This window comes from Streptomyces atratus, from assembly GCF_014648655.1.
In the GTDB taxonomy this organism is placed as follows: Bacteria; Actinomycetota; Actinomycetes; order Streptomycetales; family Streptomycetaceae; genus Streptomyces; species Streptomyces atratus.
The window spans coordinates 18,126-42,794 of sequence record NZ_BMRN01000013.1; the positions used below are offsets into that span (position 1 = coordinate 18,126).

The 24,669-nt window shown below is 69.7% G+C and carries 23 protein-coding genes; 11 read left to right on the forward strand and 12 right to left on the reverse strand.

Annotated elements, in window-relative coordinates:
• Positions 1-18 precede the first annotated feature (18 nt).
• From IEZ15_RS21875 to IEZ15_RS21895, 5 genes are read right to left on the reverse strand one after another with little or no spacing between them, the layout of a single operon-like run.
• Positions 19-819 carry an ABC transporter permease gene (locus IEZ15_RS21875; RefSeq protein ID WP_189279035.1) on the reverse strand — a complete coding sequence of 267 codons (801 nt, stop codon included), beginning with the start codon at positions 817-819 and terminating at the stop codon, positions 19-21.
• Positions 819-1,748 carry an ABC transporter permease gene (locus tag IEZ15_RS21880; protein ID WP_114246945.1) on the reverse strand — a complete coding sequence of 310 codons (930 nt, stop codon included), beginning with the start codon at positions 1,746-1,748 and terminating at the stop codon, positions 819-821. The genes IEZ15_RS21875 and IEZ15_RS21880 overlap by 1 nt, the downstream gene beginning before the upstream one ends.
• Complete coding sequence (locus IEZ15_RS21885; protein ID WP_114246944.1) at positions 1,745-2,896, reverse strand: ABC transporter ATP-binding protein; 1,152 nt, start codon at positions 2,894-2,896, stop codon at positions 1,745-1,747. The genes IEZ15_RS21880 and IEZ15_RS21885 overlap by 4 nt, the downstream gene beginning before the upstream one ends.
• A 56-nt stretch (positions 2,897-2,952) precedes the next feature.
• A complete protein-coding gene (locus IEZ15_RS21890) occupies positions 2,953-4,203 on the reverse strand; it encodes an ABC transporter substrate-binding protein (protein WP_189279036.1) in 1,251 nt (416 codons plus the stop codon).
• A 42-nt stretch (positions 4,204-4,245) separates the two neighbouring features.
• Positions 4,246-5,760: a gamma-aminobutyraldehyde dehydrogenase gene (locus IEZ15_RS21895; protein WP_114246942.1), complete on the reverse strand. Its 1,515-nt coding sequence runs from the start codon at positions 5,758-5,760 to the stop codon at positions 4,246-4,248.
• Positions 5,761-5,975: 215 nt separating this feature from the next.
• On the opposite strand from IEZ15_RS21895, the gene ybiA reads away from it, so the two are divergent.
• A complete protein-coding gene (gene ybiA, locus IEZ15_RS21900; RefSeq protein WP_373302599.1) occupies positions 5,976-6,515 on the forward strand; it encodes a riboflavin biosynthesis intermediates N-glycosidase in 540 nt (179 codons plus the stop codon).
• A 110-nt stretch (positions 6,516-6,625) separates the two neighbouring features.
• On the opposite strand, the gene IEZ15_RS21905 is transcribed toward ybiA, so the two are convergent.
• On the reverse strand, positions 6,626-7,366 hold the full coding sequence (locus tag IEZ15_RS21905; RefSeq protein WP_189279038.1) for a DUF4190 domain-containing protein: 741 nt from the start codon (positions 7,364-7,366) through the stop codon (positions 6,626-6,628).
• A 134-nt stretch (positions 7,367-7,500) separates the two neighbouring features.
• Here IEZ15_RS21905 and IEZ15_RS21910 point away from each other — a divergent pair, with 134 nt between their 5' ends.
• From IEZ15_RS21910 to IEZ15_RS21935, 6 genes are all read left to right on the forward strand, one after another.
• A complete protein-coding gene (locus tag IEZ15_RS21910; protein ID WP_189279039.1) occupies positions 7,501-8,535 on the forward strand; it encodes an adenosine deaminase in 1,035 nt (344 codons plus the stop codon).
• Positions 8,536-8,557: 22 nt separating this feature from the next.
• Entirely contained in the window at positions 8,558-9,262 is a 705-nt protein-coding gene (locus IEZ15_RS21915) for a glycerophosphodiester phosphodiesterase (protein ID WP_189279040.1), read from the forward strand.
• 68 nt (positions 9,263-9,330) lie between these two features.
• Positions 9,331-10,131, forward strand: coding sequence for an SAM-dependent methyltransferase (locus IEZ15_RS21920; RefSeq protein ID WP_229846038.1), 801 nt, complete (start codon positions 9,331-9,333; stop codon positions 10,129-10,131).
• A 12-nt stretch (positions 10,132-10,143) separates the two neighbouring features.
• The gene (locus IEZ15_RS21925) at positions 10,144-11,331 is read left to right on the forward strand and encodes a sensor histidine kinase (RefSeq protein ID WP_189279041.1); all 1,188 of its coding nucleotides are present in this window, start codon (positions 10,144-10,146) and stop codon (positions 11,329-11,331) included.
• Positions 11,328-12,020 carry a response regulator gene (locus IEZ15_RS21930; protein WP_189279042.1) on the forward strand — a complete coding sequence of 231 codons (693 nt, stop codon included), beginning with the start codon at positions 11,328-11,330 and terminating at the stop codon, positions 12,018-12,020. The genes IEZ15_RS21925 and IEZ15_RS21930 overlap by 4 nt, the downstream gene beginning before the upstream one ends.
• Positions 12,021-12,130: 110 nt before the next feature.
• Positions 12,131-13,339, forward strand: coding sequence for a serine hydrolase domain-containing protein (locus tag IEZ15_RS21935; RefSeq protein ID WP_189279043.1), 1,209 nt, complete (start codon positions 12,131-12,133; stop codon positions 13,337-13,339).
• 1 nt (position 13,340) lies between these two features.
• Here IEZ15_RS21935 and IEZ15_RS21940 read toward each other — a convergent pair whose 3' ends face one another.
• The 3 genes from IEZ15_RS21940 to IEZ15_RS21950 form a co-directional block, all read right to left on the reverse strand.
• Positions 13,341-13,886 (reverse strand): hypothetical protein, encoded by a 546-nt coding sequence (locus IEZ15_RS21940; protein WP_189279044.1) that lies wholly within the window; start codon positions 13,884-13,886, stop codon positions 13,341-13,343.
• A 54-nt stretch (positions 13,887-13,940) separates the two neighbouring features.
• Positions 13,941-15,104, reverse strand: coding sequence for an ABC transporter substrate-binding protein (locus IEZ15_RS21945; RefSeq protein WP_114246933.1), 1,164 nt, complete (start codon positions 15,102-15,104; stop codon positions 13,941-13,943).
• 179 nt (positions 15,105-15,283) lie between these two features.
• Complete coding sequence (locus IEZ15_RS21950) at positions 15,284-16,723, reverse strand: gamma-aminobutyraldehyde dehydrogenase (protein WP_093899070.1); 1,440 nt, start codon at positions 16,721-16,723, stop codon at positions 15,284-15,286.
• Positions 16,724-16,901: 178 nt separating this feature from the next.
• Here IEZ15_RS21950 and IEZ15_RS21955 point away from each other — a divergent pair, with 178 nt between their 5' ends.
• The 4 genes from IEZ15_RS21955 to IEZ15_RS21970 all read left to right on the forward strand — a co-directional run bounded on the left by IEZ15_RS21955 (position 16,902) and on the right by IEZ15_RS21970 (position 20,980).
• A complete protein-coding gene (locus tag IEZ15_RS21955; protein ID WP_176740396.1) occupies positions 16,902-17,393 on the forward strand; it encodes an Lrp/AsnC family transcriptional regulator in 492 nt (163 codons plus the stop codon).
• Entirely contained in the window at positions 17,378-18,757 is a 1,380-nt protein-coding gene (locus tag IEZ15_RS21960) for an aspartate aminotransferase family protein (RefSeq protein ID WP_189279045.1), read from the forward strand. The genes IEZ15_RS21955 and IEZ15_RS21960 overlap by 16 nt, the downstream gene beginning before the upstream one ends.
• A gap of 334 nt (positions 18,758-19,091) precedes the next feature.
• Entirely contained in the window at positions 19,092-19,829 is a 738-nt protein-coding gene (locus IEZ15_RS21965; protein WP_114246932.1) for an ABC transporter ATP-binding protein, read from the forward strand.
• The gene (locus IEZ15_RS21970) at positions 19,811-20,980 is read left to right on the forward strand and encodes a hypothetical protein (RefSeq protein WP_189279046.1); all 1,170 of its coding nucleotides are present in this window, start codon (positions 19,811-19,813) and stop codon (positions 20,978-20,980) included. The genes IEZ15_RS21965 and IEZ15_RS21970 overlap by 19 nt, the downstream gene beginning before the upstream one ends.
• Positions 20,981-21,322: 342 nt before the next feature.
• Here IEZ15_RS21970 and IEZ15_RS21975 read toward each other — a convergent pair whose 3' ends face one another.
• The 3 genes from IEZ15_RS21975 to IEZ15_RS21985 all read right to left on the reverse strand — a co-directional run bounded on the left by IEZ15_RS21975 (position 21,323) and on the right by IEZ15_RS21985 (position 24,615).
• Positions 21,323-21,775, reverse strand: a complete 453-nt coding sequence (locus IEZ15_RS21975) for an SRPBCC family protein (protein ID WP_189279047.1) — start codon at positions 21,773-21,775, stop codon at positions 21,323-21,325.
• A gap of 198 nt (positions 21,776-21,973) precedes the next feature.
• Positions 21,974-22,999 (reverse strand): ABC transporter ATP-binding protein, encoded by a 1,026-nt coding sequence (locus IEZ15_RS21980; protein WP_189279048.1) that lies wholly within the window; start codon positions 22,997-22,999, stop codon positions 21,974-21,976.
• A 2-nt stretch (positions 23,000-23,001) separates the two neighbouring features.
• Positions 23,002-24,615: an ABC transporter permease gene (locus IEZ15_RS21985; RefSeq protein ID WP_114249327.1), complete on the reverse strand. Its 1,614-nt coding sequence runs from the start codon at positions 24,613-24,615 to the stop codon at positions 23,002-23,004.
• Between the last annotated feature and the right edge of the window lie 54 nt (positions 24,616-24,669).

Sequence of the window (24,669 nt, forward strand, 5' to 3'; positions counted from 1 at the left end):
CAACTCCTTCAGGGCTTTCTATCGTGCGCTGTTCTTCCGCCGGTTCGCGATCAGCTGGCCGGCGACAACCACCAGCACAGCAATGATGAACATCGCCGTACCGATGACGTTGATCTGCACGGGCGTGCCGCGCTGTGCCGATCCCCAGACGAACATGGGGAAGGTCACGGTGGAGCCCGCGTTGAAATTGGTGATGATGAAATCGTCGAAGGAGAGCGCGAAGGCGAGCAGCGCTCCCGCCGCGATTCCGGGGGCGGCGATCGGCAACGTCACCCGCAGGAAGGTCTGCACGGGTCCCGCGTACAGGTCGCGGGCCGCCTCCTCCAGCCGCGGGTCCATCGACATCACACGCGCCTTGACGGCCGTCACGACGAAGCTCAGGCAGAACATGACGTGCGCGATGAGGATCGTCCAGAAGCCCAGCTGTGCGCCCATGTTGAGGAAGAGCGTGAGCAGCGAGGCGGCCATGACGACCTCGGGCATCGCCATCGGCAGGAAGATCAGCGAGTTGATCGCGCCGCGCGCCCGGAAGCGGTAGCGGACCAGCGCGAAGGAGATCATCGTGCCCAGGACGGTCGCGCCGATCGTCGCCCACGTGGCGATCTGGAGGGACAGCGAGAGCGAGCCGCACATGTCGGCGACGCCGCAGGGGTCCTTCCAGGCATCCAGGGAGAAGTGCTGCCAGGCGTAGTTGAAGCGCCCGTTCGGCTTGTTGAACGAGAACACCATCACGACGACGTTCGGAAGGATCAGGTACGCGAGGGTCAGCAGACCCGCGATGACGATCAGGTTCCGGCGTATCCAGCGCAGTACGGGCATCAGACCAGGTCCTCCGTCCCGGAGCGGCGGATGTAGACGGTGACCATGATCAGGACGACCGCCATGAGGATGAAGGAGAGCGCGGCCGCCGTCGGATAGTCGAGGACGCGCAGGAACTGGGTCTGGATGACGCTGCCGACCATCTTGGTGTCGGTGGAGCCCAGCAGTTCCGCGTTGACGTAGTCACCACTGGCCGGGATGAAGGTCAGCAGCGTTCCGGAGACGACACCCGGCATGGAGAGCGGGAAGGTCACCTTGCGGAAGGTGGTGGCGGGGGTGGCGTACAGATCGCCGGCCGCCTCGTGCAGCCTGCCGTCGATCCGCTCCAGCGAGGTGTAGAGCGGCAGGATCATGAACGGCAGGAAGTTGTACGTGAGACCGCAGACCACCGCCATCGGCGTGGCCAGCACCCGGTTCGACTCGGTCCAGCCGAGCCAGCTGGTGACGTCCAGAATGTGCAGCGTGTTCAGTACGTCCACGACCGCGCCGCCGTCCGCGAGGATCGTCTTCCAGGCGAGCGTACGGATCAGGAAGCTGGTGAAGAACGGTGCGATGACCAGCACCAGGACGACATTGCGCCAGCGGCCCGCCTTGAAGGCGATGAGGTACGCGAGCGGGTAGCCGAGCAGCAGGCACAGGAGCGTGGCGGTGCCCGCGTACAGCAGGGACCGGATGAACTGCGGGTAGTAGTCCTTCAGCGCGTCCCAGTAGGTCTGGAAGTGCCAGGTGACCTCGAATCCCTTCTCCAGGGATCCCGTCTGTACGGAGGTCGATGCCTGGTAGACCAGCGGCAGCGCGAAGAAGACGACCAGCCACAGGATGCCGGGGAGCAGCAGCCAGTAGGGGACGAGGCGCTTGCGGGTGGAGGCCTTGCGCACTTTCAGTTCTGTGACGGGCGCGGCGGGTGGCGCCTCCTTGGTGACGGTCACGCCGCGTCCTCCACCGTCTCCACACCGGCGTCGATGTCCTGAGCGGCGTCCAGACCGAAGGTGTGCGCCGGGTTCCAGTGCAGGACGACCTCGGCCCCGGCCCTGAGTCCCGCGCGCCTCTCGACGTTCTGCTCGTACACCTGGAGCGCCTTGCCCGCCGGGCTCTCCACCACGTACTGCGTCGACACACCGATGAAGCTGGAGTCGACGATGCGGCCGGTGACCCGGTTGCGGCCGTCGGCTATCGCGTCCGCGTCGTCGGCGTGCGCGAGCGAGATCTTCTCCGGGCGTACGCCGAGCAGCAGCTTGCCACCGTTGGCGGTCGGGGCCGAACATCGCTCGGTGGGCAGCCGCAGCTTTCCGCCGCCGGCCGCCACGACGATGTCCGTGCCCGCGGAGACGATCTCGCCCTCGATGAGGTTGGACGTGCCGAGGAAGTTGGCGACGAAGGTCGTCTTCGGGTTCTCGTACAGATCGGCGGGGGCGCCCAGCTGCTCGACCCGGCCGCCATTCATCACCGCGACGGTGTCGGCCATGGTCATGGCCTCCTCCTGGTCGTGGGTGACATGGATGAAGGTGATGCCGACCTCGGTCTGGATGCGCTTGAGCTCCAGCTGCATCTGGCGGCGCAGCTTGAGGTCGAGGGCGCCGAGCGGCTCGTCGAGGAGGAGCACCTGCGGGTGGTTGATCAGGGCGCGGGCGACGGCGACGCGCTGCTGCTGGCCGCCGGAGAGCTGGTGCGGCTTGCGCTTGGCGAAGTCGCCGAGCTGGACGAGCTCCAGCATGTCGTCGACCTGCTTCTTGACCGACTTGATGCCGCGCCGGCGCAGACCGAAGGCGACGTTCTCGGTGATGTCGAGATGCGGGAAGAGCGCATAGCTCTGGAAGACGGTGTTGACGGGCCGCTTGTACGGAGGGAGGTCGGTGATGTCCCGGCCGCCCAGCGAGATGGTGCCGGTGGTGGCCTCCTCCAGCCCCGCGATCATCCGCAGGGTGGTGGTCTTGCCGCAGCCGGACGCGCCGAGCAGCGCGAAGAAGGAGCCCTGCGGAACGGTCAGATCGAGCGGCTTGACGGCTTTGAAGGAGCCGTACGTCTTGCTGATCCCGGTGAGGCGGACGTCGCCGCCTTCTGTCTGCTGCTGTGTCATGGGTCGCAGTCCCAGTGGTGTCAGGGGGAGATCGGGGGGAGGGAAAGGCGGGTCGGTCAGGCGCCGATGAGCTTGGCGAACTTCTCTTCGTACGCCGTCTCTTCCTTGGAGGTCAGCGAGCGGAAGGCGTGCGACCGGGCCGCCATCTCCTTGTCGGGAAGGATCAGGACGTTGTCGGCCATCGCCTGGTCGATCTTCGCCAGTTCGTCGCGGACTCCGTCGACCGGACAGACGAAGTTGATGTACGCGGCGAGCTCGGCGGCGACCGACGGCTCGTAGTAGTAGTCGATGAGCTTCTCGGCGTTGGTCTTGTGCCGGGCCTTCACCGGGACGAGCAGGTTGTCGCTGGAAATGATGTAACCGGCGGCCGGGATGGCGTACTTGATGTCCGGGTTTCCGGCCTGGAGCTGGATGATGTCGCCCGCCCAGGCGACGCAGGCGGCGATGTCGCCCTTGTCGAGGTCTGCCGTGTAGTCGTTGCCGGTGAAGCGCCGGATCTGGTTCTTGTCGACACCCTTCTGGAGCCGGCCGATCGCCGCGTCGTAGTCGGCGTCGGTGAAGGTGCCGGGGTCCTTGCCCATGTCGAGCAGGGTCATGCCGATGGAGTCGCGCATCTCCGAGAGGAAGCTGACCCGTCCCTTGAGCTTCGGGTCGTCGAGCAACTGGCTGACGGAATCGACCTTGCGGCCCCCGGTCGCCTTGGAGTTGTAGGCGATGACTGCGGGGATGCCCGCCCACGGGTACGAGTAGGCACGGCCCGGATCCCAGTCCGGGGAGCGGAACTGGGCCGACAGGTTCGCGTAGGCGTGCGGCAGGTGCGAGGGGTCGAGCTTCTGCGCCCAGCCGAGTCGGACGATGCGGGCGGCGAGCCAGTCGGTGACACAGATGATGTCGCGGCCGGTGTCCTGGCCGGCCGCGAGCTGCGGCTTGACCTTGCCGAAGAACTCGACGTTGTCGTTGATGTCCTCGGTGTACTTGACCTTGATCCCGGTGCGCTCCGTGAACGCCTCCAGGGTGGGCCGGTGCTTGCCGTCGTCGGTGACGTCCATGTACTCGGTCCAGTTGGAGAAGTTGACCTGCTTCTCCTTCGCCGAGTGGTCGTCGGAAGCCGCCGCGGCGTCCCCCTCCCGCTTCGCCGGCGGGATGCCGCAGGCGCTCAGCGTACCGAGACCGCCGATCGCGAGCGCCCCCATGCCGGAGGCGCGCAGCAGCGATCGGCGGGTCAGGGCGCCCCGGCCGCCGGTCAGACTGCGTCGCATCGCGGCCAGTTGGGCCGCAGAGAGACGCTCGGGCTCGTACTGCTCCATGCGCGTTGCCCTTTCGGGTGTGTGTGGCCGGGGTCGGCCGGGTTATCGGTCCCCGAAGATCGTGCGGTGCCAGTCCTTCCGGGCGACCGCGGTGTTGTCGTACATGACGTGTTTGACCTGCGTGTACTCCTCGAAGGAGTACGAGGACATGTCCTTGCCGAAGCCGCTGGCCTTGTATCCGCCGTGCGGCATCTCGCTGATGATCGGAATGTGGTCGTTGACCCAGACGCAGCCCGCCTTGATCTCGCGGGTGGCGCGGTTGGCGCGGTACAGGTCGCGGCTCCAGGCGGAGGCGGCGAGTCCGTACGGGGTGTCGTTGGCGAGGCGGATGCCCTCGTCGTCGGTGTCGAAGGGCAGCACGACCAGGACCGGGCCGAAGATCTCCGACTGGACGATCTCGCTGTCCTGGGCGGCACCGGCGACCAGCGTCGGCCGGTAGTAGGCACCGGCCGCCAGTTCGCCGCCGGGGGCCTCGCCGCCGGTCACGACGGTGGCGTAGGCGCGGGCTCGCTCGACGAATCCGGCGACCCGGTCCCGCTGGGCGTGGCTGATCAGCGGGCCGAGGTCGGTCGACGGGTCGAAGGGGTCGCCGAGCCGGACGGTCTCCATGAGCTCGGCGACGCCCTGCACAAAGGCGTCGTACAGCGGGCGCTGGACATAGGCGCGGGTGGCGGCGGTGCAGTCCTGGCCGGTGTTGATGAGCGCTCCGGCGACCGCGCCGTTGACCGCGGCTTCGAGGTCGGCGTCGTCGAAGACCACGAAGGGGGCCTTGCCGCCGAGTTCGAGGTGGAGGCGCTTGACGGTGGAGGTGGCGATCTCCGCGACCCGCTTGCCGACGGCGGTGGAGCCGGTGAATGAGGTCATGACGACGTCCGGGTGGCCGACGAGGTGCTCGCCGGCGTCCTTGCCCGCACCGGTGACGATGTTGATCACGCCGTCCGGGATGCCCGCCTCGGTGGCGGCCTGGGCGAACATCAGCGAGGTCAGCGGGGTGATCTCGGCGGGCTTCAGCACGATCGTGTTTCCCGCGGCGATGGCCGGGAGGATCTTCCAGGCGGCCATCTGGAGCGGGTAGTTCCAAGGCGCGATGGAGCCGACGACGCCGATCGCCTCACGGCGTACGTAGGAGGTGTGGTCGCCGTCGTACTCGGCGGCCGACTTGCCCTCCAGATGGCGGGCGGCGCCCGCGAAGAAGGAGGTGTTGTCGACGGTGCCGGGCACATCGAACTCGGTGGAGAGCTTGATCGGCTTGCCGCACTGGAGGGACTCGACGTAGGCGAAGTCGTCGGCCTGCCCGGCGAGGACGGCGGCGAAGCGGTGCATCGCCTCGGCCCGCTCCGCCGGAGTCGCGCCCGACCAGCCGGGGAACGCCTCGCGTGCGGCGGCGACGGCCGCGTCGACATCGGCGGTGCCCGCCAGTTCGTAGGTGTAGACGGTCTCGCCCGTCGCCGGGTTCACCACCTCGTGATGACGTCCCGATGTACCGGACCGCAGCTTTCCGCCGATGAATTGTGCGCCGTCCGCGAAGCGGTCCCGCACCTGGATGCCGTTGTCCATGACGCTCTCCTCCGCCGCAGTCCCCGGAGCACGGGGCGGCGTAGCTTCTGCTCGATTTGAGTGCCGATCCTGACAGAGTGGATCGACCCCAACAAGTGATTCCGTTGTTGCCTTTTGGTTACGCAACGGAATCTGTCGACCATGTGTCGCGTTGTTGCGGAATTCCCCGTACGGAGTGTCAGTGGCGGATGCCAGACTCGCGTGTCATGGAACACATGCACGATCTACTGGCTCGGACCGGGCGTGGCGAGAAGGTGAAGTATCTGCACTTCTGGGGGCATCGCCCGCGGCCCGACGGCAGCATCGGTGCGAGCTGTCTCAGTCAGTGGTGGCCGGCGCCCTTCACGGTCGACGGGGTGACCTATGCGTCGGCCGAGCACTGGATGATGGCCGCCAAGGCGCGGCTCTTCGGCGACGCGGAGTCGGAGGCCGAGGCCGTGTCGGCGAAGAGCCCGGCCCAGGCGAAGAAGGTGGGCCGGCTGGTCCGCGGTTTCGACGAGGCGGTGTGGGAGCGCGAGCGGTACGCACTGGTGGTGGCCGGCAGCGTCCACAAGTTCGCCCAGGCCCCAAAGCTGCGGGAGTTCCTGCTGAACACCGGGAACCGGGTGCTGGTCGAGGCGAGCCCGATGGACCGGATCTGGGGCATCGGGCTGGCGGCGGACGACCCGCGTGCGGAGAATCCGGCGACCTGGCGGGGGCTGAATCTGCTGGGGTTCGCGCTGATGGACGCGCGGGCGGAGCTGCGCGCTCCATGAGGCGGCCGGGATGACCGATGGCCGGGCGGGCCGGAGTCCGGCCCGCCCGGCCATCGGGTGGGATACGGCACCGGCACCGCAAGGGATCCGGCACCGGCGCTCGACGTCGGCTATCGCGTGACGTCGACGACCAGAGACGTGGAGTACGGGTCGTCGTTGTACGAGTTGTCGTCGAATTCATCGGCGTGGGTGACGAACAGCCAGATGAAGAAGCTGATGATCGCCACACCGAAAGCGATGCCGATGGACCCCATGATGATCCCGGCGAGCGCCTGACCGCTGTTGGTCGCCTCACCGCGCTGCGCCCGCTTGCGGCCCAGGATGCCGAAGATCAGGGCGAGTGCGCCCAGAATCAGGCTGGGTATCCCGTAGATGCAGAACAGGCAGACGGCCAGGATGCCGAGCACCATGGCCGCCGTACCCATGCCGTTGGACGGCGTGGTTCCACCCCAGGGTGCCTGGTTGTAGCCGGTGTACCCCGGGTAGCTGCCGTACTGCGGGGCCGGCGGGGCCGGGTAGCCGTACTGCCCCGCGGCCGGCGGGAGCTGCTGGCCCGGTCCATTCGGTGCGATCGGCGGCGGCGGCGGTACCTCCCCGGGGCCGAACCCGGGGCCGAACCCGGCCCCGGGTTCGGACACCGGCCCGGTCTGCCCTCCCGCGCCGAACCCCGGTCCCGTGACCGGCGCGGGGCCGTCCCCCACACCCGGCATCGAGGTCACCGTCGGCTGATCGTGCCCAGCAGGCGACCGGGGATCACCGGCCGGCTTCTCCAGCGGCACCCCGCTGTCCGGCGGAGCCCACGGATCGCGCGGCGCGGCCCCGCCCGCGGGCTGCTCTGTGTTGTCTGACATGGGCCTCCCCCATCGTGATCCCGTCATGCTACGGCCCACCACCGTCCGGCAGGACCCGGCCTACGATGATCCCCGTCCCCTGCCCGGCCCACCGCGCCCGGCACCCGAACCGTCCCACGCCCCCGGAGTAACCGATGACCGATCTGCACCCCTTCATCGCGGGGCTGCCCAAGGCGGAACTGCATGTCCACCATGTCGGGTCCGCCTCGCCCCGCATCGTCGCCGAGCTGGCCGCGCACCACCCCGACTCCAAGGTCCCCACCGACCCCGAGGCACTGGCCGACTACTTCACGTTCACGGACTTCAGCCACTTCATCGACGTGTATCTCTCCGTCGTGGACCTGATCCGCACCCCGGAGGATGTCCGGCTGCTGACCTTCGAGGTCGCCCGTGACATGGCCCGGCAGAACATCCGTTACGCGGAGCTGACCGTCACCCCGTTCAGCTCGACCCGGCGCGGCATCCCGGAGCAGGGGTTCATGGAGGCGATAGAGGACGCACGCAAGGCCGCCGAGGCCGAGCTCGGGGTCGTTCTGCGCTGGTGCTTCGACATCCCCGGCGAGGCCGGGCTCGAAGCAGCCGAGGAGACCACCCGGCTCGCCGTGGACCTGCGTCCCGAGGGGCTCGTCTCGTTCGGTCTCGGCGGCCCGGAGATCGGCGTGGAGCGCCCGCAGTTCAAGCCCTACTTCGACCGGGCGATCGCCGAGGGCCTGCACTCCGTGCCGCACGCCGGGGAGACCACCGGGCCGCAGACCGTCTGGGACGCGCTGACCCATCTGCGCGCCGAGCGCATCGGCCACGGCACCCACTCCGTCCAGGACCCGAAGCTGCTGGCCCACCTCGCCGAGCACCGCATCCCGCTGGAGGTCTGCCCGACGTCCAACATCGCGACCCGCGCGGTGGCCGAAATCGAGCAGCACCCGATCAGGGAGATGGTGCAGGCGGGTGTCCTGGTCACCATCAACAGCGACGACCCGCCGATGTTCGGCACGGACCTCAACAACGAGTACGGGGTGGCCGCCCGTCTCCTCGGTCTGGACGAGCGGGGTCTCGCGGCGCTGGCGAAGAACGCGGTCGAGGCGTCGTACCTCGACGCGGCCGGCAAGCGGACGCTGGCCGCCGAGATCGACACGTACACGACGAACTGGCTGGAGCGCACCGGCCGCTGACACCGGTGGCCACAATGACCCCATGGCCACCACTGTCACCGCCGTAGCCCATCGCGGCGATCCATACCGTGTCCGCGAGAACACGCTGCCCTCGATCCGCTCCGCCCTCGAACGGGGGGCGGACGCGGTCGAGGTCGATGTGCGAGTCACCCGCGACGGCGTACCGGTCCTGCTGCACGACTCCACGCTGGAGCGGCTGTGGGGCCATGACGTGCGTCTCGACCGGCTGACCCACGAGGAGCTCACCGAGCTGACCGCGGGCGGTGTGCCCACACTGCGCGACGCGCTGCTCGCCGCCGGGACGCACCGCGTCATGGTCGATCTGCCCGGCTCCACCGATGATTCGGTACGCCGGATCGTCGGCGTGGTGCGCGAATGCGGGGCCGGTGAGCGGGCGTACTACTGCGCGGGCCCGGATGCCATGCTGCGGGTGCGCGCCGCCGACCCGTCCGCGGAGATCGCCCTGACCTGGACGACACTCGCGCCACCACGCGCCGCACTGCTCGACGCGGTGAGGCCGAGGTGGCTGAACTACCGGTTCGGTCTGGTGGACCGGGAGCTGACGGACCGTCTCCACCGGGACGGACTGCTGGTCTCCGCCTGGACGGCCGACACCAAGCGCACCATGCGCCGCCTCGTCCGGCAGGGGGTCGACTCGATCACCACCAACCGGGTCGACGCCCTGCAGAGGGTCCTCACCAACTCCACTGCCACCGGCACCACTTGATCGGTCCGGCATCATGGACAGCGCCGCATCCGCCGTGATGCCAGGCCGGGAGCCAGAGGAGCAGAGACGTGACCGAAGCCCGCATCATCCCTCTCAACGACCGCATCCGTTCCGACGTCGCCCACAACGCGCGGGTCTGGAACCACTGGCTCGGTGGCAAGGACAACTACCCCGTGGACCGCGCTGTCGGCGACCGGGTCACCGGCATGTATCCGAGCATCGGCGAAGTGGCGCGCGCCGACCGGGCGTTTCTGGGGCGGGCCGTGCGGTATCTCGCCGGTGACGCGGGGATCAGCCAGTTCCTCGACATAGGCACCGGCCTGCCGACCGCCGGCAACACGCACGAGGTCGCCCAGCACACCGCCCCCGACTCCCGCATCGTGTACGTCGACAACGACCCGGCCGTGCTGGTGCACGCCCGCGCGCTGCTCACCAGCTCACCGGAGGGCGCGACCGAGTACATCGAGGCGGACGCGCGCCACCCGGAACGGATCCTGCGGGCCGTCGAGCCGACGCTGGACCTGAAGAAGCCGGTCGCGGTCATGCTGCTCGGCACCCTCAACTTCGTCCTCGACACGGACGAGGCGCAGCGCATCGTCCGGACGCTGATGGACGCGGTGCCGTCCGGCAGCCATCTGGTGCTCACCCACCCCACGCTGGAGCTGGGCGGCGAGGGCAACGAGGCGGCGATGCGGTTCTGGAACGAGAACGCCACCCCGCCGATCACCGCGCGCAGCCGCGCCGAGTTCGCCGCGTTCCTGACGGGGCTCGAACTCGTGGAGCCGGGCATCGTGTCGTGCGCACGCTGGCGCGCCGAGCCCGGTGCGGTGGAGGTCGCCCAGTTCGGCGCGGTGGCACGAAAGCGCTGACAGCGCCGCCCGATGCGGATACAGGACATCGGGGCGAGGGTGCTCGGGGCCGGTCCCCGCGCCGTCGACCTCGTCATCGCTCTGCTGGTACAGGCGGCCATGACCATGCCGTTCGTCGTGCCGCGCGCCCCGGAGCTGCCCGACGCCACGTGGACGGCGTACGGGCTGACGACCCTGATGGTGCTGCCGCTGGTCGCCCGTCGCCGGGCGCCGGTCGCGGTTCTCATCGCCGTGCTCGCGGCCGGCGGTCTGTACAAGTTCACGGTGGACGGCCCGGGCCAGCCGCTTCCGTACACCGGCCTCGTGGCGTTCTACACGGTGGCCGAACTCTCCTCGCCGCCGAAGCGGACCGGGATCGCCGTGCTCACGACAGTGGCGGTGCTGTGCTCGGTCGGGCTCGACAGCAACGACGTCAGGGAACTGCTCTTCTCCCTCTTCGTGTTCGCCGCGGCCTACGCCTTCGGCCGGCTCGCCGTGACGCGCAAGGCCTATCTGCGTGCGGTGGAGGACCGGGCCCGTCAGCTGGAGCTGACGCACCGCATCGAGGCCGAGCAGGCCGCGGCGCGCGAACGGGCCCGGATCGCCCGGGAGATGCACGACATCCTGTCCCATGCGGTGAGCCTGATGATCGTGCAGGCGGAGGCCGGCCCGGTGGCGGTGCGCACGGCACCGGAGCGTGCCGAGGCGGCGTTCGACGCGATCTCGGAGACGGGGCGGGACGCCATGGTGCAGCTGCGCCGGATGCTCGGCGTGCTGCGCGAGAACGAGAGCGTGCCGGGCGCGCCGCGCGAGCCTCAGCCCGTAGTGGACGAACTGCCCGGACTGGTCGAGCGGGTACGCGGCAGCGGTCTGGAGATCTCGTACGAGGTCACGGGCCCGGCCCGCCCGCTCGGCCTGGCTGTCGAGGCCACCGTCTACCGGATCGTGCAGGAGGCCCTGACGAACGTGGTCAAGCATGCCGCCGCCGACACGGTCTTCGTTCAACTGGATTACGGGACGGGGGCGTTGATCATCACGGTCACCGATGACGGGTGCGGTTTTGCGGGCGGCGTCGGCATGGGCCTGATCGGCATCGGGGAACGCGCCGCCGCACACGGCGGCACGGCCGACACCGGCGCGGGCCCGGGCGGCCGGGGGTTCCGGGTCCGGGTGACGATTCCGCAGACGCAGCCCCAGGCACAGACAGGAGTGGGAAGTTGACGATCCGCGTGGTGGTGGCCGACGACCAGGAGCTGGTACGCAGCGGCTTCGCGATGATCCTGGACGCGCAGCCGGACATCGAGGTGGTGGCCGAGGCGGGCGACGGGGCCGCGGCGGTCGACGCGGTACGGCGGCTGGGCCCCGAGGTGGCGCTGCTCGACATCCGGATGCCCGGCACGGACGGCATCGAGGCCTGCCGCACAATCAACGCCGAGACCGGCTGCCGGACGGTCATGCTGACCACGTTCGACTCCGACGAGTACGTCTACGAGGCGCTGCACGCGGGCGCGAGCGGTTTCCTGCTCAAGGACGTGCGCCGCGACGACCTGGTGCACGCGGTACGGGTCGTGGCGGCCGGGGACTCGCTGCTGGCGCCGTCGGTGGCGCGGCGGCTGATCGAGGAGTACACCTCGCGCCCGGCCGCCTCGGCCGTGGGACCGTCGGCGCGCCTGGACGTACTGACCGCCCGGGAGCACGAGACGCTGCTGCATCTGGCCCGCGGGCTGTCGAACGCGGAGATCGCGGCCGCGCTGGTCGTCAGCGAGCACACGGTGAAGACCCATGTCGGCAACGTGCTGTCCAAGCTGGGTCTGCGCGACCGGATCCAGGCGGTGATCTGTGCGTACGAATACGGTGTCGTCACTCCCTCTCCGGAGGGACAAGCGCCCCCGTCTCCCCCGCACAGGTGAGAGGAGCTCATGCCGAGGACCGCTCGGCCGGGTGATCCGCCGGGGCCTGCGGATCAACAGGATGGAGTCCAGAAGCAGTTGAGGATCCCAACGCCCAGGGGGCACCTGACATGAACGCCCGCGCCACCCGTACTGCCGTCGCCACCGCCCTGGTCCTCGGCATCGCCACCGGTCCGGCCGGACCGGCGCTCGCGGCGGCCCGCGCTCCGGTGGCCGCCATCACGCCCGTCCAGGAGACGCCGGACGCCAAGGCCCTGGACGCGCAGGCCCTGCGCGCCGCGATCGCCGGGCTGCCGAAGGCCGACGCCACGGCCGCACTCGTACGCGTCGCGGGCACCGACGGCAACTGGCGGGGCGGTTCCGGCGTCCATGACCTGGAGTCCAACCGTCCGGCGGACCGGGACGCCCGCTTCCGGGCCGGTTCGGTCACCAAGGTCTTCACTGCCGCCGTCGTGCTCCAGTTGGCAGGCGAGGGGAGGCTCGACCTGAACCGCCCGGCCCGGCACTATCTGCCGGAGCTGATCCCCGCGACGTACCGGAAGGTCACGGTGCGCCAGTTGCTGAACCACACCAGCGGCATCCCGTCCGTCGGCTCCGGCGGCGACACCCTGGACGAGTGGTACGCGCACCGCTTCGACCTGCACGACGCGGCGGACACGGTACGCGAAGCCACGTCCCACGAGCCGGACTTCGCGCCCGGTACGCAGCAGCACTACGCCAACATCGGCTACACCGTGGCGGGCCTGCTGATCGAGAAGGTCACCGGCCACACCTACGCGGCGGAGGTCTCCCGCCGCATCCTGAAGCCTCTGCACCTGAAGGACACGTACTTCCCCGGCACCGACCCGACGATCCGCGGCCCGTACAACCACGGCTACCAGATCTTCACCGGGACCGACGGGACCAACGAGCTGCGCGATGTGTCGGTGTGGGGGGCGACGGACGCCTGGGCGGCGGGTGACCTGATCTCCACCACCGCCGACCTGGAGCACTTCACCCGGGCGCTGTTCCGCGGGCAGGTGGTGGGCGGTCCGCTGCTGGAGGAGATGTTCACGCTGCCCGGCGCGTCGGTGCGCGAGTACGGCACGGGCGGCCCTGCCGCGTACAGCGTGGGTCTGTCGGTGATGAAGCTGGGCGGGCGCGAGGTCTGGGGCAAGACGGGTGGCCGCTGGGGCTACAACACGGCCATTGCGGCCACCCGTGATCTCTCCCGGACCCTCGTCTACAGCGTCAACGCGACGGACGCGAAGGGTGAGGGCATGAATCCCACGGCGATGAACATCGTGGTGGCCGCCTTCGGCACCCCGTCGTCCGGCTGACTCAGCCCGCCGGCGCGGCCGTCGGGGCGGGCACCGGCTGCGGTGTCCGCTCCATGGCCTCCAGCCGCTTGATCATGCGACGTACGACGAGCAGCGGGATCACCCCGAAGACCCCGAACGACATGTCGATGACCGACCACCAGAAGGGAATGTCGCGGATCGGTCCGCAGATCAGCGCGAGCGGGATGATCCCGGCGCAGGCGATCATGCCGAACTCGATGACCCAGATGTTACGGACCGGGTCTCGGTAGGGGCCGTAGAAGGCGACCGCGATGACGAGGTGCGCGAAGGCCAGCCAGTCGGTGCCGTACAGCACGAAGGGGTACTTCGCGTCGGCCTCGTCGAGACCGGTGCGGACCCGGGTGATCCACTCCATCAGGGCCGGGAAGTGCTCGGGGACGGGCGAGGCCGAGGAGCTCAGCAGCTCCTCGGCCCAGCGGAGTTCGTGGACGAGCGGGAAGGCGGTCAGCCCGCTCAGTACCAGACAGACGATGAAGACGACCAACCACACGCGTATACGCCTCTGCAGGGCGCGTCGCTCGCTCATGTCCGCAGCGTACGCCGGGGTTTACCGGCTCTTTACGTCACCCCTGGCAGGGCTTCACAAGCCGACGACGGAGTTCCACTTCTTGGCGAACTCGGTGCGCTCCTCCGAGGTGATGTCCCGGGCGATCGCCAGCCGTTTGCGCATGGCGTCGTCGGGGAAGATCAGCGGGTCCTCGGCGAGCGCGGCGGCCTCCTCGTCCTTGGAGGAGGCCAGCACCTCTCGGGCGGCCGGGACGGGGCAGACGTAATTGACCCAGGTCGCCAGCTCCGCGGCCACCTCCGGCTCGTAGTAGTAGTCGATGAGCTTCTCGGCATTGCGCTTGTGGCGGGCGAGGTTGGGGATCATGAGGGACTCCGCCCAGAGTTCGGCGCCCTCCTCCGGCACCACGAACTCGATCTCCGGGTTGTCCGCCTGCAGCTGGATGACATCGCCGGAATAGGCCTGGCATGCGAGCACATCGCCGGTCGACAGGTCCTTGATGTAGTCGTTGCCGGTGAAGCGGCGGATGTGCCTCTTCTTCACCAGCTTCTCCACCTGGTCGCACACCTCGTAGAAGTCGTCCCGCTTCCAGCGGGTGATGTCGACGCCGTTGCCCTGCATCAGAAGGGCGAAGGACTCGTCGAGCCCGGACAGCAGCGTCACCTTGCCGCGCAGGTCGTCCGCCCACAGATCGCTCATGTGCTTGATCTCTCGGCCGAGCTTCTTGCGGTTGTACGCGATGCCGGTGATCCCGGACTGCCAGGGGACGCTGTGCATCCGGCCCTTGTCGAAGGCGGGCGAGCGCAGCTGCGGATCGAGGTACTTCGTCACATTGGGCTGCTTGGCCCGGTCCATCTCCTGGACCCAGCCGAGCCGGACGAACCGTGCGGCCATCCAGTCGCTGATGACGATCAGGTCGCGGCCCGTCCCCTGGTGATTCATCAGCGCCGGGCTGATCTTCCCGAAGAACTCGTCGTTGTCGTTGATCTCCTCGGTGTACGTGACAAAGATCCCGGTCCGCTTGCTGAAAGCGTCGAGGGTGGGCCGCTTCGACGTGTCCTCGTCGTCGGTGTCGATGTACAGGGGCCAGTTCGCGAAGTGCAGGGAGTGGTCACGCGCCGATGTGTCTCGTCCGGCGCGGTCACCGGGCTCCACATAGGCGGCGGGCACTCCGCAGCCGGCCAGCGTGACACCGGCCGCTGTGGCCCCGAAGGCGCGCAGCAGGGACCGGCGGGACATGGGGTTCTTCGGGGTTCCTCGCACCTGCGCAGGATGCCGGTCGGCCGGCGGCGGGGGCAATGGACCAATCGTCCAGCAGCACACGCTCCGTCCGCACACCCTGTCGATGCCGATGCCGATGCCGGACGGAAACGGCCCCGGGCTCATGCCCGGGGCCGCACACCGTAACTGACCAGGGATCAGTCGTCGAGCGAGGTCATGACGTGCTTGATGCGGGTGTAGTCCTCGAAGCCGTACGCGGAGAGGTCCTTGCCGTAGCCGGACTTCTTGAACCCGCCGTGCGGCATCTCGGCGACGAGCGGAATGTGGGTGTTGATCCACACGCAGCCGAAGTCGAGGTTCTTGGACATCCGCATGGCGCGGGAGTGGTCCTTGGTCCACACCGAGGAGGCCAGGGCGTACTCGACACCGTTGGCGTACGCGACGGCCTGGGCCTCGTCCGTGAACTTCTGGACGGTGATGACCGGGCCGAAGACCTCGTTCTGGATGATCTCGTCGTCCTGCTGGAGGCCGGAGACGACGGTCGGGGCGTAGAAGTACCCCTTCTCGCCGACCCGGTGGCCGCCCGCCTCGACCTTGGCGTGGGCGGGGAGCCGCTCGATGAAGCCGCTGACCTGCTTCAGCTGGTTGGCGTTGTTGAGCGGGCCGTACAGCACGTCCTCGTCGTCCGGCTGCCCCGTCTTGGTGTCGGCGGCGGCCTTGGCGAGGGCGGTGACGAACTCGTCGTGGATGGACTCGTGGACCAGGACGCGGGTCGCGGCCGTACAGTCCTGGCCCGCGTTGAAGAAGCCCGCGACGGAGATGCCCTCGACGGCCTTGGCGATGTCGGTGTCCTCGAACACGACGACCGGGGCCTTGCCGCCGAGCTCCAGGTGCACCCGCTTGACGTCCTTGGCGGCGGACTCGGCGACCTGCATGCCGGCCCGTACCGAACCGGTGATGGAGGCCATCGCCGGGGTCGGGTGCTCGACCATCGCGCGGCCGGTGTCGCGGTCGCCGCAGATGACGTTGAAGACACCCTTGGGGAGGATCTGGCCGATGATCTCGGCGATCAGCACGGTCGACGCCGGGGTGGTGTCGGACGGCTTGATGACGACGGTGTTGCCCGCGGCGAGCGCCGGGGCGAACTTCCAGACGGCCATCATCATCGGGTAGTTCCACGGTGCGACCTGCGCGCAGACGCCGACCGGCTCGCGGCGGATGATCGAGGTGAGGCCCTCCATGTACTCGCCGGCCGAGCGGCCTTCGAGCATCCGCGCGGCACCCGCGAAGAAGCGGATCTGGTCCACCATCGGCGGGATCTCTTCGGTGCGGGTGAGCTCGATCGGCTTGCCCGTGTTCTCCGACTCGGCGGCGATGAGGTCCTCGGCGCGCTCCTCGAAGGCGTCCGCGATCTTCAGCAGGGCCTTCTGGCGCTCGGCGGGCGTGGCGTCGCGCCAGGCGGGGAAAGCGGCCGCGGCGGCGTCCATCGCGGCATCGACATCGGCCTGGCCGGAGAGCGGCGAGGTCGCGTAGACCTCTTCCGTCGCCGGGTTGACCACGTCGATGGTCCGCCCGTCAGCGGCGTCCCGGAACTCTCCGTTGATGTAGTTGCGCAGACGGCGCACCTCGGTGGTCACAACCACCCCTCCTGTCGACACGTCCAATGGATGAGATGCCCAGCCTAGTCGCTCAGGTGTCGCTTTCGACATGCCCAACCACCGTGAACTTCGGATTCAGTGAGATTGAGGCCCTCAGACAACGAATTTCATCGATCTGGGGTTGCCAGACCGACGAGTCCCGGTGCACAGTGGATGCGTGGCCAGTCGCAGCGCAGACTCCAGGACAGGGAACGGATCGTCCCCAGCGGTCGATGCCGTATCCCTCGCAATCATCGAGCAGCTCCAGGAGGACGGGCGTCGTCCGTACGCCGCGATCGGCAAGGCCGTCGGCCTCTCCGAGGCGGCCGTGCGGCAGCGCGTCCAGAAGCTGCTCGACCAGGGCGTGATGCAGATCGTCGCCGTCACGGACCCGCTCACCGTGGGATTCCGACGACAGGCGATGGTCGGCATCAATGTCGACGGCGACCTCGATCCCGTCGCCGAGGCGCTGTCGGCCATGGCCGAGTGCGAGTACGTGGTGATGACCGCGGGCTCCTTCGACCTGATGGTGGAGATCGTCTGCGAGGACGACGACCACCTGCTGGAAACGATCAACAAACGCATCCGGGCCATCCCCGGTGTGCGCTCCACCGAGAGCTTTGTGTACCTGAAGCTCAAGAAGCAGACCTATATGTGGGGAACCCGATAGCCGTGAGCAAGGACCTCAGCCGAACCGCGTACGACCACCTGTGGATGCATTTCACCCGCATGTCGGACTACGAGAACGCGCCCGTTCCCACCATCGTGCGTGGCGAGGGCACCTACATCTACGACGACCAGGGCAAGCGCTACCTCGACGGCCTGTCCGGCCTGTTCGTGGTCAACGCCGGTCACGGCCGTCACGAGCTCGCCGAGGCGGCGTACAAGCAGGGCCAGGAGCTGGGCTTCTTCCCGGTGTGGTCCTACGCCCACCCGAAGGCCGTCGAGCTGGCCGAGCGCCTCGCCGACTACGCGCCGGGCGACCTCAACAAGGTCTTCTTCACCACCGGTGGCGGCGAAGCCGTGGAGACCGCCTGGAAGCTGGCCAAGCAGTACTTCAAGCTCCAGGGCAAGCCGACCAAGTACAAGGTCATCTCGCGTGCGGTCGCCTACCACGGCACCCCGCAGGGCGCCCTGTCGATCACCGGCCTGCCGGCTCTGAAGGCCCCCTTCGAGCCGCTGGTCCCCGGCGCGCACAAGGTGCCGAACACGAACATCTACCGCGCCCCGATCCACGGCGACGACCCGGAGGCCTTCGGCCGCTGGGCCGCCGACCAGATCGAGCAGGAGATCCTCTTCGAGGGCCCGGACACCGTCGCCGCGGTCTTCCTGGAGCCGGTGCAGAACGCAGGCGGCTGCTTCCCGCCGCCGCCCGGATACTTCCAGCGCGTGCGCGAGATCTGCGACAAGTACGACGTGCTGCTCGTCTCCGACGAGGTCATCTGCGCCTTCGGCCGTCTCGGCACGATGTTCGCCTGCGACAAGTTCGGCTACGTGCCGGACATGATCACCTGCGCCAAGGGCATGACCTCGGGCTACTCCCCGATCGGTGCCTGCATCGTCTCGGACCGCATCGCCGCGCCGTTCTACGAGGGTGGCAACACCTTCCTGCACGGCTACACCTTCGGTGGCCACCCGGTCTCCGCGGCGGTCGGCCTCGCCAACCTCGACATCTTCGAGCGCGAGGGCCTCAACCAGCACGTCCTGGACAACGAGAACGCCTTCTACACGACGCTGCAGAAGCTGCTCGACCTGCCGATCGTCGGCGATGTCCGCGGCAACGGCTTCTTCTACGGCATCGAGCTGGTGAAGGACAAGGCCACCAAGGAGACCTTCAGCGACGAGGAGACCGAGCGCGTCCTGTACGGCTTCCTCTCCAAGGCGCTGTACGACAACGGCCTGTACTGCCGGGCCGACGACCGCGGCGACCCGGTCGTCCAGCTCGCGCCGCCGCTGGTCTCCGACCAGTCGACGTTCGACGAGATCGAGGGCATTCTGCGGACCGTCCTCACCGAGGCGTGGACCAAGCTCTGACCGGCCGTTCGATCGGCTGACCGGCCACGGACCGGGCAGCCGATCGCCCCTGTCCGCCCGTCCGCCCGACGGGCCAGGATCCCTCCGGCCATGATCGGCCGGACGGCCCTGCGGCTTGACCACCGGTTGACCACCGCTTGACCGGCCTCCAGCGGTCATTTCATACGGTCCACACGGCCCGGATGCGCCCATTCGAGTGGGATGGAGCGCACCCGGGCCGTGTGCTGTGCCCACACCGCGGTTCGAATCCTTACGGTGCCGAGTGACCGATCGGCACCCTCTTCGTTCCCCCGTAAGGGGGACGGGACATACGATCTGAACCGAGGAGTACGCCATGGAGGCCCCGCCGGACAACGACGTGATCTGGGCGCGTTCCCTGCACCACTCCCACAACGGCTCACCCGCACTCAGTGGAGTCTCCGTGGGTGTCCACGACGGCGAGATCCTCGCCGTGACCGGCCCCAGGGGCAGCGGCAAGACGACCCTGCTGCACTGCCTCTCCGGTCAACTGGTGCCCCAGCAGGGCGAGGTGTGGTTCAACAGCGTCCCCGTCCACACCATGGGCCCCCGCTTGCGCGAACGGCTGCGCCGCGACAAGTTCGGCTGGATCGCCCCCGAGCCCCAGCTCGTACCGGAGCTGAACGCCTGGGAGAACGTGGCTCTTCCGCTGCTGCTGCGCGGCGCCCCGCACCGGGAGGCGAAGAAGACCGGGCTGGAGTGGCTGGAGCGGCTGGACATCGGCGTGTGCGCCAAGAAGCGGCCGCACACGCTGCTCCAGGGGCAGCGCCAGCGGATCGCCGTGGCCCGCGCGCTGGCCGCCTCTCCCTCGGTGATCTTCGCCGACGAACCGACCGCGGCCCTGCACCGCGCCGACCGGACGCATGTGCTGCGCACCCTCACCAGCGCGGCCCGCTCGCACGGCATCACGGTCGTGCTCGCCACCCATGACGCGGAGGTCGCCACCCTCGCCGACCGTACGGTCCCGTTGCTGGACGGCCGCCCCGTCGCCACCGTCGCCCTGCCCGGCGTATCCGATGCGGAGGGCAGGGCGGCGTGCTCGCTCTCCGTCTAGCCCGGAGTACCCATCCACTGGCCCTGATGCGGCGACTGCTGGTCGCGGCCGCCTCCGCCGGGGTCGGCTTCCTGCTGCTGTGCGCCCTGGGCTACGCATCGGGGCACCCGGCGCACTCCGCCGCGGCCGTGCTGCGGCTGCTGTGGTGCTTCGTACCGCTCGCCGCCACCGTGCAGTTCGCGGTCGCGGTGGCCCGTACGGACCCGAGCACCCGGCCACGCTCCGGGCTGTCCGCCGTGGGCCTCGGGCCGGTCAGGCTCACGGTGCTCGCCGCGGTCTCCACCGCCGTCTCCTGCACCCTCGGGTCGATGGTGGCGCTGCTGCTCTTCCTGCATCTGCGCGGCAATCTGTCCGGGCTGCCGTTCGACGGTGCGGCGGCAGGGCTGCTCGACGCGGACGCCCCGCTGCCGCTTGCGGCCGTACTCGTGCTGCTGGCCCTGGCCCCGGTGGCCGCGGCCACGGCGTGCGGGCTGGCGCTGCGTGCCCGGCCGGTCTCGGCGACGGTCCCGGACGACGTGCCGGAGGACCGGCCACCCGCTTCGGTGACGCCCCCGACCGGGCTGCCGTGGGGGGTGGCGCTGATCGCGGCCGGCCTCGCCGTGGAGGCGTACCTGAGCCGCGACGAGGGGCGCAGCCTGCTCCCGCTCCCCGGCAGGTTCGACGCCACCCCGGCCGGAGTGCTGGCAGGGTGGACGCTGACGGCGATCGGCCTGGCCATGGCCGGACCCGGCCTGGCATATCTCTGCGGGCGGCTGCTCCAGGCGGTGCGGCCCGGCGCCGTACGGCTGCTGGCCGGCCGGGCGCTGATGGGCGAAGCGCGCCGGATCGGCGGGCCGCTCGGTGTGGTCTGTGCGGTGCTCTCCGCGGTGATCGCCGCCTACGCGCTGTACGGGACGGGGCCGCGCCCCTTCGGCCCGCTCACGGCACTGGGCGCGGTGCTCGTCCTCGGCTGTACGTCGGCGACGCTGCTGACCTCGGCGCTGGAGGCGAAGCAGAACCGCACCCGGACGGCGCGGGCGCTGCTGCGGCTGGGTGCCCCGGCCTCGGTACTGTGGGCCGCGACGGCCCTGCGCGCCGCCGCGCTGCTCGTCGTCTTCGCCCCGTTGACCTGGCTGGTCGCCGAGCTGGCGGCGCTGCCGCTGACGGCCTGAGGACGCCGGGTCCCGGCCACGCCCGTGCACCTCGGCCGCTACGTAGCATGACAATGTGGACAACCCGGACGACAGCAATCCCGTACCCGGCCCGGAGATCGAGTCGCTCGCCGAATTCGACGCGGTGGTCGCCTCCGGGAGGCTGGCCGGACACCGGGTCCAGTCCGTCGACCTGACGGACCGGGGGGCCGCCCTGCCGGCCACCGGTAAGGCCGGTGCCTGCCCGTGTGGCCACTGCTGCGCGCGCTGGCCGGCAGCCGGCCGATCGCGCTCGTCGACACGGTGGACGAGGCCGCCGGGGCGCTCGCCCGGTTGTCGGCGAAGCGGTAGGCCGAGGCCGTTTCAGAGGGACGCGAGACGGGCCACGAGCGCGTCGAAGAAGGCCTCCCAGCCGTCCTCGGCGGCCGCGTACTGCTCTGCCGTGAGGTTGCCGCCGCGCTGCTTGAAGACCATTTCGGTGGTCTTGTCGCCGCGGTCGGTGAAGGTGACGGTGACGGTCTCGCCCTCGATGCCGGCGGGTGCGGTGGCGTCCTTCAGCGTGAACACCAACCGCTCGGGGGCAAGGACCTCGCGGTAGACCCCGTGGAAGGGCATCTCGGTGCCCGGCACCACGAGGACCAGGCTCCAGGCGCCGCCCGGCCTGACATCCATCGACACCCGGTCGAGCGGCACCTCGGCGTCCCCGCCGTACCAGGCGGCGAAGTGCTCGGGCGTCGTCCATGCCTCGAAGACCAGTTCCCGCGGGGCGTCGAGGATGCGGGTGATGTCGATGCCCTCGCGTGCTGACTGAGTCATTGTTCCCGTCCTTCTCGGAGTCGTTCCCGGGTCTGCCGCATGTCCTCCCCCAGCTTGCACGGACACCACTGCGCCGACCTGCCGCGTGTGATCGGTCCGGGCCGCTCCAGCAGTTCCGGACGCCGGGAGACTGCGGGCACGATCGTCGGACACGGCTCGGCCGGTCGAGTGAACCCGGCGCCGGACGCGCGAGGCCGGTCAGAAGACGGCGGGCAGGACGACGGTCTCCGCCGCGTCGAAGCCGACCCCGACCGTCGCGCCCTCCTCCGGGGCGTCCCGCAGCGCACACTCCGCCTCCAGGACCGGACCGCCCACCGGCGTCAGCTGTACGGCGACACGGTTGCCCCGGAACGTACGCGTCCGGACCGTGCAGCGCAGCCCCCCGTCCGGGGAGCCGATCCGGACCCCGGACGGGCGCACCAGCAGATCGCACGCCCCCTGCGGCGATCCCTTGGGCACCGGCACCTTGCCCCACACCGTGTCGGCGGTCGTACCGGCCACCGTCGCCTCCACCACGTTGTCGAAGCCGAGGAACCGGGCGACGAAGGCGGAGGCGGGCTGCTGCCAGACCTCCAATGGGGTGCCCACCTGGGCGATCCGCCCGTCGCGCATCACGACCACCCGGTCGGCGAGGGCGAACGCCTCGCCCTGGTCGTGGGTGACGGCGAGCACCGTCGTACCCAACCGTCCGAAGAGAGTGCGCAGTTCGACGACGAGCCGTTCACGCAGCCCGCGGTCGAGCTGGCCGAGCGGCTCGTCCAGCATCAGCAGCTTCGGGCTCGGCGCGAGCGCCCTCGCGAGGGCGACACGCTGCTGCTCACCGCCGGACAGCGCGGCGACGGCCCGTCGTTCGGAGCCGGGCAGGCCCACCAGGTCGAGGAGTTCACCGACCCTGCGCTCCTGATCGCGCCGCGACACCCCGCGCATCCGCAGCCCGAAGGCGACATTGGCGCCGACATCCCGGTGCGGGAAGAGCTGGTGGTCCTGGAACATCAGGCCGAGTCCACGCCGGTGCACCGGCACCCCGGCCTGGTCCGCGCCGTCCAGCAGCACCCGGCCGCCGTCCGGCGGGTGCAGTCCGGCGACCACCCGCAGCAGGGTCGACTTGCCGCTGCCGCTCGGCCCCAGCACGCACACGATCTCGTGCTCGGCGACCTCCAGATCCACCCTGTCGAGTGCCGCCCGCGCACCGAAGCGGACCGTGGCCGATTCCAGTGTCAGCATCTCTAGAACTCCCCGGATCGGTCCGTGCGGATACGTTCGAGCAGCAGCAGCGACAGGGCGCAGACCGCCATCAGAATGGTGCTGAGGGCCATCGCCTGGCCGTAGTTGAGCTCCCCGGCCCGCCCCAGCAGACGGGCCACGGCCACCGGCAGCGTCGGGCGGTCGGGCCGAGCGATGAACACCGTCGCGCCGAACTCACCGAGCGACACGGCGAACGCGAACCCGGCCGCGACCAGCAACGCCCGCCGCACCAGCGGCAGATCGACCTCCCGCCAGGCCCGCAGGGGTGACGCCCCGAGCACCGCGGCCGCCTCCCTCAGCCGGCCGTCCACCGCCCGCAGGACCGGCAGCATGGTCCGTACGACGAAGGGCACACCGACCAGCGCCTGGGCGAGCGGCACCAGAATCCATGAAGTCCGCAGATCCAGCGGCGGCTTGTCCAGGGTGATCAGAAAGCCGAAGCCGACGGTGACCGCGGACACCCCGAGCGGCAGCATCAGCAAGGCGTCGAAGCCGCGGACGAGCCGCCCCCCGCGCCGGGTCAGCGCCGCGGCGGCGAGCCCGCCGATGACCAGCGCGATGACGGTCGCGACCAGTGCGTACTGAGTTGAGTTCCAGATCGCTTCGAGCGGGGCGACCAGGAACGTACCGCCGCCGGCGTCGGCGGACCGCAGGGCGCGGTAGAAGTCGAAGCCATGGCCGCCAGGTGTGTCCAGCGAGCGCTCGACCAGCACCCCGAGCGGCAGCAGTATCAGCACGAGCACGGTCAGCAGCACCCCGCAGAGCAGCGCCCACTGCCCGGCGCCGCGCGGCCTGCGGGCGGTCTGTGCCGGGTCGACCAGCTTCAGCGCGGTCTCCCTGCGCCGTACGGTCCACGCATGAACGGCGAGGATCGCGCCGACCGCGGCGAACTGCACCAGCGTCAGCACGGCGGCTGTCGGCAGGGCGAGCAGTTGGGCGGTCTGCCGGTAGATCTCCACCTCCAGCGTGGAGTACCCCGGGCCGCCGAGGATCTGTACGACCCCGAAGGAGGTGAAGGTGAAGAGGAAGACCATCAGCGCGGCGGCAGCCACGGCGGGCGCGAGGGCCGGCAGGGTGACCCGCCGCCAGGCGGCGAACCGTCCGGCGCCCAGCACCCGGGCGGCCTCCTCCTGTCGCGGGTCGAGCTGTGACCACAGCCCGCCCACGGTCCGCACGACCACCGCGTAGTTGAAGAAGACATGGGCAAGCAGAATTGCCCAGACGGTGGTGTCGAGCCGTACGCCCCAGAGTTCGTCGAGGAACCCGCCGCGTCCCAGCAGCGCCAGGAAGGCGGTCCCGACGACGACGGTCGGCAGGACGAACGGCACGGTGACGACCGCCCGCAGCAGTTGTTTGCCGGGGAAGTCGAAGCGGGCGAAGACATAGGCGCCGGGCAGCGCGATCAGCAGGGTCAGCGCGGTCGAGGCGAGCGCCTGCCAGGTGGTGAACCAGAGGACGTCGCGAATGTCCGGCCGGATCAGCACCTCGCCGATCCGGCCGAACTGCCAGACGCCGTCGGCCTTCAGCCCGCGGCCGACGATCGCGGCGACGGGGTAGGCGAAGAACAGCGCGAAGAACGCGACGGGCACGGCCATCAGGCCGAGCCGCACCGCGCTCCCCCGCCACGCCTTTGCGCGCACCGGGTTCGC